Source organism: uncultured Veillonella sp., from assembly GCF_905209685.1.
Lineage (GTDB): Bacteria > Bacillota > Negativicutes > Veillonellales > Veillonellaceae > Veillonella.
In genome coordinates this window covers 1-8,858 of sequence record NZ_CAJLUB010000074.1, presented here as the reverse complement: position 1 = coordinate 8,858, position 8,858 = coordinate 1, and the positions used below count along the sequence as shown (strand labels likewise).

Annotated in this window: 9 protein-coding genes; 8 read left to right on the top strand and 1 reads right to left on the bottom strand. The window is 39.1% G+C overall.

Annotation, left to right across the window (positions count from 1 at the left end):
- From argB to QZ055_RS06305, 6 genes are all read left to right on the top strand, one after another.
- Window positions 1-584, top strand: a 584-nt coding sequence (gene argB / locus QZ055_RS06330) for an acetylglutamate kinase (protein ID WP_295825367.1), incomplete at its 5' end; no start/stop codon positions are given.
- A 90-nt stretch (window positions 585-674) separates the two neighbouring features.
- On the top strand, window positions 675-1,862 hold the full coding sequence (locus tag QZ055_RS06325) for an aspartate aminotransferase family protein (RefSeq protein ID WP_295825365.1): 1,188 nt from the start codon (window positions 675-677) through the stop codon (window positions 1,860-1,862).
- A 138-nt stretch (window positions 1,863-2,000) separates the two neighbouring features.
- Window positions 2,001-2,183 carry a hypothetical protein gene (locus QZ055_RS06320; protein ID WP_005385822.1) on the top strand — a complete coding sequence of 61 codons (183 nt, stop codon included), beginning with the start codon at window positions 2,001-2,003 and terminating at the stop codon, window positions 2,181-2,183.
- A gap of 95 nt (window positions 2,184-2,278) precedes the next feature.
- Complete coding sequence (locus QZ055_RS06315) at window positions 2,279-3,457, top strand: M20 family metallopeptidase (protein ID WP_295825363.1); 1,179 nt, start codon at window positions 2,279-2,281, stop codon at window positions 3,455-3,457.
- A gap of 192 nt (window positions 3,458-3,649) precedes the next feature.
- Window positions 3,650-5,005: a C4-dicarboxylate transporter DcuC gene (gene dcuC, locus QZ055_RS06310; RefSeq protein WP_295825361.1), complete on the top strand. Its 1,356-nt coding sequence runs from the start codon at window positions 3,650-3,652 to the stop codon at window positions 5,003-5,005.
- A gap of 174 nt (window positions 5,006-5,179) precedes the next feature.
- Complete coding sequence (locus QZ055_RS06305; protein ID WP_295825359.1) at window positions 5,180-6,364, top strand: MFS transporter; 1,185 nt, start codon at window positions 5,180-5,182, stop codon at window positions 6,362-6,364.
- A 141-nt stretch (window positions 6,365-6,505) separates the two neighbouring features.
- On the opposite strand, the gene QZ055_RS06300 is transcribed toward QZ055_RS06305, so the two are convergent.
- Complete coding sequence (locus QZ055_RS06300; protein WP_039969037.1) at window positions 6,506-7,492, bottom strand: GMP reductase; 987 nt, start codon at window positions 7,490-7,492, stop codon at window positions 6,506-6,508.
- Window positions 7,493-7,674: 182 nt separating this feature from the next.
- Here QZ055_RS06300 and thiT point away from each other — a divergent pair, with 182 nt between their 5' ends.
- The gene (thiT, locus tag QZ055_RS06295) at window positions 7,675-8,205 is read left to right on the top strand and encodes an energy-coupled thiamine transporter ThiT (protein ID WP_295825357.1); all 531 of its coding nucleotides are present in this window, start codon (window positions 7,675-7,677) and stop codon (window positions 8,203-8,205) included.
- On the top strand, window positions 8,198-8,858 hold a 661-nt coding region (locus QZ055_RS06290), incomplete at its 3' end, for a molybdenum cofactor guanylyltransferase (protein ID WP_295825356.1). The genes thiT and QZ055_RS06290, both read left to right, overlap by 8 nt.

Below are 8,858 nucleotides of genomic sequence, written 5' to 3'. Positions count from 1 at the left end.
AAGCGACAATGGATGTAGTACAAATGGTATTAGCCGGTAAGGTTAATAAAGGTCTTGTAGCAGACTTAACAGATCTTGGTGGTAAAGCTGTTGGCCTTTGTGGCGTTGACGGTAATATGATTCAAGTTCATAAGCAAAATGATGAGCTTGGGTATGTAGGTTCTATTGATACTATTGATACAAGTATTATTGATGATGTTATCAGTAGAGGATATATTCCTGTAATTTCCTCCATTGGTATGGGGGCTGATGGCAAGACATACAATATCAATGCCGATACGGTGGCAGCAAAAATTGCAGGTGCTTTAAAGGCAGAAACAATGGTTGCCATGACCAATATTGATGGTGTGTTACGAGATGTACATAATCCTGAATCTCTCATTTCTAAAATTACCATGGCAGAGGCGGATCAATTAAAGGTAGATGGTGTTATTGCAGGTGGTATGATACCAAAAGTAGATTGCTGCTTAGAGGCCATCAAATCAGGAGCTCAAAAGGTATTTATTATCAATGGTGAAATCCCACATGCCATTCTTATCGAGCTATTGACTGATGAAGGTCTTGGCACAATGTTTGTAAAGTAATATAGTAGGTATAGCGATGGTAATCATTTATTACCATCGTTACCTTTCATATAGATAGACGACGGCAAGGCCGTACGTTTGGAGGATGTAATGAGTAATACAATCGATTTTGAACAACAAGATAAAGAATATATAGCCAATACGTATGGCCGGTTTAATGTATGTTTTGAAAAAGGTAAAGGTTCTCTTTTATGGGATGTAGATGGTAAAGAATACATCGATCTTGGCTCCGGTATTGGTGTAACAGCATTTGGTGTAGATGACGATGAATGGACAGAGGCGGTAACAAAGCAATGTCATGCGTTGAATCATATCTCTAATTTATACTATTCTTTACCACAAATTGAATTGGCAAAACAACTATGTGCCAAAACAGGAATGAAGAAGGTATTCTTCTCCAACTCTGGTGCAGAATCTAATGAATGTGCCATCAAGGCTGCTCGTAAATATAGTCATGACAAATACGGTGACGGTCGTCATGTCATCGTTACGTTAGTAAACAGTTTCCACGGTCGTACTATTACTACCTTGTCTGCTACAGGCCAAGATGTATTCCATCAACATTTCTTCCCATTTACAGAAGGCTTTATTCATACACCAGCTAATGATATTGATGCGGCATTAAAAGCGCTTGATAATCCTGCTGTTTGCGCCATCATGATGGAACCTATTCAAGGTGAAGGTGGTGTTATGCCACTAGATAAAGAGTTCGTACAAGCGGTAACAAAATATGCTCATGAACATGATCAACTTGTGTTAATCGATGAAGTACAAACTGGTAATGGCCGTACTGGTAGTTTATATGCATACCAACAATTCGGTATTGAACCAGATGTAGTATCTACTGCAAAAGGTTTAGCGGGTGGTCTCCCTATGGGCGCTACCTTATTCAATGAAAAGATGCAATATGTGTTAAATGCAGGTGCACATGCTACAACCTTTGGTGGTAATCCAATCTGTGCGGCCGCAGGTAACACGATTATTAGTCGTTTAACACCAGAATTCTTAGATTCTGTGAAAGCAAAAGGGGACTATGTAAAAGCTGCTTTAGCTGGTAAACCTGGTATCCTTGGTGTAAGCGGTATGGGCCTCATGCTTGGTATTGAAACTACAGTAGATCCAAAAGCAGTTATCGCAAAATGTCTTGAAAAGGGCGTTGTATGTTTATCTGCGAAAAATAAAGTACGTCTTTTACCAGCTCTTAATATCCCTCAAGAACAATTGGAGAAAGCGATTACTATTGTAGCTGAAGCGATTGAAGAGTTAGCTGCAAAATAATATTACGCATAACTTTCATAAAGATTATTTAAAATAGTTGCGTAACCGTATTACTATTGAAATAAATCGATGAATATATAGACTTTAATTCTTATTCGTGTTACCCTAGAAGAAATAGTCTATATTGGAGGAGTAAATATGAATACAGAATCCTTACGTAACGAAGTATTGGTTCCTGCAGTAGCAAAAACATTAGATATTGCTACAAAAGCAAAACCTACAAAAGAAGAACTTTTCACAACAGCAAAAATTACAGCTGCTGTGGCAGTTGCAACAGCTGTTGTATCCTTAGCGGTACAAGCAGTATTACGCAACCGATAAGAAACGGAGAAAACGACATGGCGTGGCCTGTCGTTTTCTTTTACTTTTACCCTGTTATTCCCCTTGAACAAGGGATTTTATAAGGAGGCGATACCATGCATAGTCGCGATTTAATTGAACAATATAAAGGCTACGTTCAAGATTGGCGTAGATATTTCCATAAACATCCAGAGCTGAGCAATGAAGAGTTTGAAACAACAAAGACGCTCGCTAAAGAATTAGAATCTATGGGCGTAGAGGTTCATGTAGATACTGAGCGTGGCATCGGCTTAGTTGGTATTATCCATGGCGATAAACCTGGTAAGGCCATCGCATTGCGTGCTGATATTGATGCTTTACCTGTTCATGAACATAATACAGTAGACTACAAATCTGAAACTGAAGGCAAAATGCACGCTTGTGGTCATGATGGTCATATGGCTATCTTGCTAGGCGCTGCTAAGATGTTAATGTCTATGAAAGAGCGCATCGAAGGCGATGTGTATTTAGCATTCCAACCTGCTGAAGAAACGGGTGCAGGGGCGCCAGATTTCGTTAAATTTGGTGATTGGTATGATAAAATCGATGCTATCTTTGGTGGCCATGTATGGATTGACTTACCAGCAGGCCTCATCTCCGTAGAGGAAGGTCCTCGCATGGCTGCAAGTAGCCAGATTACCATTAATATAAAGGGTAAACAAGGTCATGGTGCACAGCCACATCAAGCGATTGATGCCATTGTAGTAGCTAGTGCTATCGTTATGAACTTGCAAACCGTAGTGTCTCGTAATGTGAGTGCCTTAGATTCTCTTGTGCTCACTATTGGTAATATTCACTCTGGATCTGAATGGAATGTTATTCCTGGTGAAGCTAAAATGGGGGGGACCATTAGATTCTTTGATCCAGACCAAGAAGAGTATTACGTAGAATCCATACGCCGCGTAGTAGAACATACGGCTGAAGCCTATGGGGCAACTGCTACATTAGAATATGTAAAAAAAGTACCGCCTACTATTAATGATCCTGAATCTAGCGAATTAGCGGAACGCGTTGTTATTGATACATTAGGTAAAGATAAGCTTTCTAAAATGCGTAAAGTAATGCCAGGGGAAGATTTTGCATGGTATTTACAAGATAAACCAGGATGCTTTGCTTTTATTGGTATTCAAAATCCTGAAATAGAGGCTACCTACGATCATCATAATAATAGATTTAATATGGATGATACAGTACTATCAGCCGCATCAGCAGTATATGCTGAATATGCTATTGCATGGTTGAAAGAACATAAATAAAGGAATATAAGTAATAAACAGCACCGTTATTTTGAAAATAACGGTGCTGTTTCATTGTATTTTTATTTATATTTTCCGTATAGTATAGGTATAATATAGGTATAAGCTGGATGTGATACAAGTATAATTCAAGTATAGTATTTGTGATATAAATCCGCTGTCAGTCTAATATATTCTCTATGAGAGGTAGTTATGAATATAGTTATATGTCTCATCATAATTGCTATTACAGGCTTTTTATTGATGAAGCGCTATCAACCACAGCCTATTTTGATCGGCTTGGGCATTCTTATGATGTTCATCGCATATGAGGCTAATTGGATTGATGCCATATTAGTGGGTGACCAATCCACAGGTGTTCTCATATTTGATGCCATGGATATCGTAAGAATAACGACATCAAATAACATAGTTAATTTGGGCCTTATGATTATGACTTGTGCAGGGTATGCAAAATATATGGAATATATTGGGGCAGGAACGAGACTCGCCCATACACTTATCCGTCCTTTATATCGACTAAATCGTCCGTATATTGTGTTAGCTCTTATGTTTCTACTCAATATGGGCCTATCCATTTGTGTACCTAATCCGTTGAGCCTTGCTCTTCTTATGATGGTCACCATGTATCCTGTATTACTCCGTCTTGGCGTGAGCCCAGTAGGGGCGGCAGCCGTTATAGCTACAGGACACCTTATGGATGTAGGGCCTGGGGCTGTATCTACCTTATTGATTGCCAAGGTATTAAATATACCTGTACCAAACTACTTTGTGGGGTACCAATTACGAATTTATTTCTTGGTTGCTATTGTGACTGCCATAGCACACTTTTGGTGGCAGAGATATCGAGATCGAATTGATGGCCCTATGGATGTAAATGATCTTGAAAGTATTCCTGAAGCTCCTATTGGACCTAAGCTATATATGATATTCCCATTATTACCATTGTGTTTTATCTTAGACTTTAGTCAATATGGTTTTCCTGGTGTGAAGATGAATGTCACCCTTGCTATGATGCTTGCCTTTGGTATTGCTCTATTAGCTGAATTAATTCGTCATCGAAATTTGAGAACAGTACTTAAGAGTACGACGATTTTCTTTGAAGGTATGGGGAACCAGTTCTCCTATGCAGTGACTCTTATTATAGGGGGACAAATCTTTGCACAAGGTTTAGTTAGCCTCGGCCTTATTGATTCATTAGTTGGTGCGCTACAAACATTATCTCTTAACTCTATTGGGCTTACCTCTGTTCTTGGAGGCGGTATGTTAGGCTTAAGTATGGTAACAGGTAGCAATGTAGCTCCATTATTTACATTAGTGCCATTAGTACCTAATATTGTATCTAACCTTAGCCTTGATCCCAAAACAACCATGTTGGTAATGCAAAATGGCGCTAGCCTTGGTTTGTTCCTCAGCCCAATCAGCCCTGTAATGGTCGGCGTAGCAGGTGTGGCCCATATTAAATCCGTAGATTTACTTAAACGCACAGCCGTGCCAGTTCTTGTGGCATTACTTACGAGTTGCGTAGGAATATGGATACTTTTTTAATTTTAATTTAAATTTACAAAACCCTCTTTACATGTTTCGTAAAGAGGGTTATTATATTCCAATAATAAATCATATGTAATTAAAATGGTTTCCTGCTAAGGTACAAGTTTTAGTGCGTTGCGGATAAAAAGGGCCTTTCTTCGCCGGACGGTTCTAGAAGCCAGAAAGGATGTAATGAGCGATCAAGTTTCTATTTCAACAGCAAATATTCGTGGTGCCTTTGGGGGCTTCTTTATCCCAGGTATGTATACAGCCTTGTGGGCTGGTTTTGTACCATATTTAAAAGCAAAGCTTAGTATCGGTGAAGATGTATTGGGTTCTATGATTTTAGTGCTCGGTGTAGGTTCTTGTTTGTCCATGGCCATAGCTGGTAAGCTAGTAGAGAACTTTGGATGCAAGAAAGTCGTTTTATTAGCTAGCTTTATTGGCATGTTATCTCTTGCTATTGTTACGATGTGCTCTACAATTGCTACGACCACAGCCGCTTTATTCTTCTTTGGTATAGGTGTAGGTCTTAGTGGTGCATCCGCTAATTTACAAGCTATCTTGACCGAAAAGGTGAGTAAAAAGCACTTGATGGGGGCTTATCACGGTGGATGGAGTTTAGGCGGTTTTGCCGGTGCTGGTGTTTTGTTGGTGCTTTTAAAAATATTATCTTTACCTGTTAATGCTAGTATTTGGGGACTTCTCATCGTATTATTCATTGCCATGGTCGTGGTTAGCCAATTTATGTTAACCTTTGGTAGTGATCCAAATACAAAGGTTACTAAAAAATCTAAAAGCCCACTATCTTTCCATCCGATAGCTATTATCTTTGGTCTCTTGTCCTTTGTATCTTACTTGGTTGAAGGCGCAGTAGGGGATTGGAGTGCATTATACTTATTCGAAGATAAAGGTATTGTTATCGAAGAGGCCGTTATGGGCGTTATGCTCTTTAATGGTACTATGTGTATTGGTCGTTTGCTTGGTAATACAATTGGTAAACATTTAACCTCTAAACAAGTTGTAATTGGTGGTTATTTGTTAGGTGCTATTGCAATGGGCCTTATTGTATTCCTACCAGGTTATGGCTCCATGTACACATACTTATTACTTGGTATTTCTTTAGCCATGGTAGTACCAAACTTATTCTCTGCTATGGGGGAACAAAATGTTATTCCTATGACACAAGCTGTGGCTACATCTACCATGCTTGGTTATATGGGGATTTTGATGGGACCAGCGTTGATTGGTTTCATTGCTCATGGCACAAGTCTTACAGTGGCATTTATCGTACTGACTGCATTACTTGTTGTTAGTGCTGGTATTGGTAAATACGCTTATATGTTAATGGAAAAATCAAAAGAAGCTGAAGCTTAAATAATAGCCCCAAAGACGAAATGTCTTTGGGGCTATTTTTATGAAATATGGTAATATTATTACGAATATGTTGTAGATCACATTGATTACATACAAAAAAGCCACAGGATTTATCCTGTGGCTTTTACATGTAATATTGTATTAACGGTCACCGTTGAAGATGGAGTTTTTAACAAGTACATAGTCTACTTTGCGGATTGCTTGTAGAGTAGTACCACCAGCGTAAGAAATAGCAGATTGCAAATCTTGTTCCATTTCAACTAATGTATCAAAGATAGAACCTTTAGAATCGATGAAGATTTTTTTACCTTCTACGTTTTTGCGTTCACCTTTTTGGAACTCAGAAGCAGAACCAAAGTATTCTTTTACTGCTTTGCCGTCAACGATTTTTTCTTCCCCTGGAGATTCTTCATGACCAGCGAATAGGGAACCAATCATAACCATAGTAGCACCAAAGCGGATAGATTTAGCAATGTCGCCATGATCGCGGATACCACCGTCAGCAATGATAGGTTTAGTAGCTGCTTTTGCACACCAGCGAACCGCAGCCAATTGCCAACCACCTGTACCGAAGCCAGTTTTTAATTTAGTGATACAAACTTTACCAGGACCGATACCAACTTTAGTTGCATCTGCACCAGCATTTTCAAGTTCACGAACTGCTTCTGGTGTACCTACGTTACCAGCGATAACAAATGTACCAGGCAAGTTCTTTTTGATGTATTGAATCATATCGATTACTGCGTTGGAGTGACCATGAGCAATATCGATTGTAATGTATTCAGGTGTTAAGTTTGCTTTTTTGAATTCATCAACTAAAGCAAATTCTTCTGGTTTTACACCAATGGAAATAGAAGAATATAAGTTGAGGTCGTGCATGCGTTTTACAAAGTCCATACGACGTTCTGGTTGGAAACGATGCATGATATAGAAATAACCTTCACGAGCTAATTTTTCTGCCAATTCTTCGTCGATAATAGTTTGCATATTTGCAGGAACTACTGGTAAACGGAATGTGCGGTTACCTAATTTAACATGTGTATCACATTCGCTGCGGCTAGTTACGATACATTTATTAGGAATCAATTGCACGTCTTCATAATCAAAGATGTTCGTTGTGTTAATCATATTTTCTATATCTCCTTCGAGTATTACAAATTGAACCTGTACCATTATACAAGAGAAGCGTAAAATTTTCAATACGTTCCGAATATTTTGTTTGGACTCAGATACGAACTGTAGTACAATACAAGTAGATTGTATAAATAATATATTCTTTAATATATATGGTAAAGAGGAGGTTGATTGACATGGATCAGTCTAAAACCCGCATGCTTGCAGAAGCAGGTGTAGCTATTGCAATTGCTCAAGTATTATCGTTTGTTACGATTTTCCATATGCCTCAGGGGGGATCTATTAAGGCTGCGTCTCTAGTGCCGCTCATGATTTATGCCTATCGATGGGGTGGAGCTCGCGGTATTTTTGCTGGCGTCGTATACGGTATCTTGCATTTCATTTTAGGCTTTAAATCATCTGTACACTATTTAAGTATTATATTAGATTATCTAGTAGCTTATGGTGTTATTGGCGTTTGCGGTTATTTCAAAGATTCTATTTCTGGCCTTATCACAGGTTCTATTGTAGGTATCGCATTGCGTTGGGCCGCATCTGTTATGAGCGGTGCCGTTGTGTTTGCTAGCTATGCCCCACAAGGGCAAAATCCATGGATCTACTCCATGATTTATAATGCGTCTTATATGGTGCCTGATGGCATTTTAAATATTGTTGTTTTACTATTCATATACCAAGGTGTTAAACGAGGGTTAGGACGTCGTGAATAAATTAGGATTAATCATTTTAGCGGGGGGCTTGAGTTCTCGAATGGGGCAACCTAAGGCGTTATTGTCCTGGATTAATGGTGAAAGCCTCATATCTCATGCACTTCGTAAAGGATTAGATGCAGATGTAGCCGATATTCTTATCTCTATCGGTGATGATGAACAGTTAGGGCATGCCATTCAGACACATATTATTGATACATTATCGAACAATGAAAAAGAAAAAGTTTCTATTGTTCGGGATTCTATTGAGCGTTGTGGTCCGCTAGGAGGCCTTTATAGTGCACTAGCCGTTGGAACTAGTCCTGCTTATGCAGTGATGGCTGTAGATATGCCATTTATGTCTATGGACCTATATTATGAGTGGTTATATCAAGTGAACCATAATAATTGGACTGCCATTGTTCCTACGGGGGCTACTGGCAGGCCAGAACCAATGGCAGGGATTTATAGACCACACATTGTATCATTACTCCCAACGATTCTGGCAGGTGAAGATGTGTCTTTGCATCATGCCCTTGATACAATTGGTCATGTTGAAACTATCGATGCCAGTGACTATAGCTGGGAGTTAAGCAATGTAAATCATTTTGATGATTACCAATGGGCTCGTGCTTTAGCAGAAAATGAGTTTCGTCGAGTTCCACTTATCAGTG

Coding starts and splice junctions, on each gene's coding strand:
- QZ055_RS06325 (WP_295825365.1), top strand. CDS start 675: ATGAGTAATACAATCGATTTTGAACAACAAGATAAAGAATATATAGCC.
- QZ055_RS06320 (WP_005385822.1), top strand. CDS start 2,001: ATGAATACAGAATCCTTACGTAACGAAGTATTGGTTCCTGCAGTAGCA.
- QZ055_RS06315 (WP_295825363.1), top strand. CDS start 2,279: ATGCATAGTCGCGATTTAATTGAACAATATAAAGGCTACGTTCAAGAT.
- dcuC (WP_295825361.1), top strand. CDS start 3,650: ATGAATATAGTTATATGTCTCATCATAATTGCTATTACAGGCTTTTTA.
- QZ055_RS06305 (WP_295825359.1), top strand. CDS start 5,180: ATGAGCGATCAAGTTTCTATTTCAACAGCAAATATTCGTGGTGCCTTT.
- QZ055_RS06300 (WP_039969037.1), bottom strand. CDS start 7,492: ATGATTAACACAACGAACATCTTTGATTATGAAGACGTGCAATTGATT.
- thiT (WP_295825357.1), top strand. CDS start 7,675: ATGGATCAGTCTAAAACCCGCATGCTTGCAGAAGCAGGTGTAGCTATT.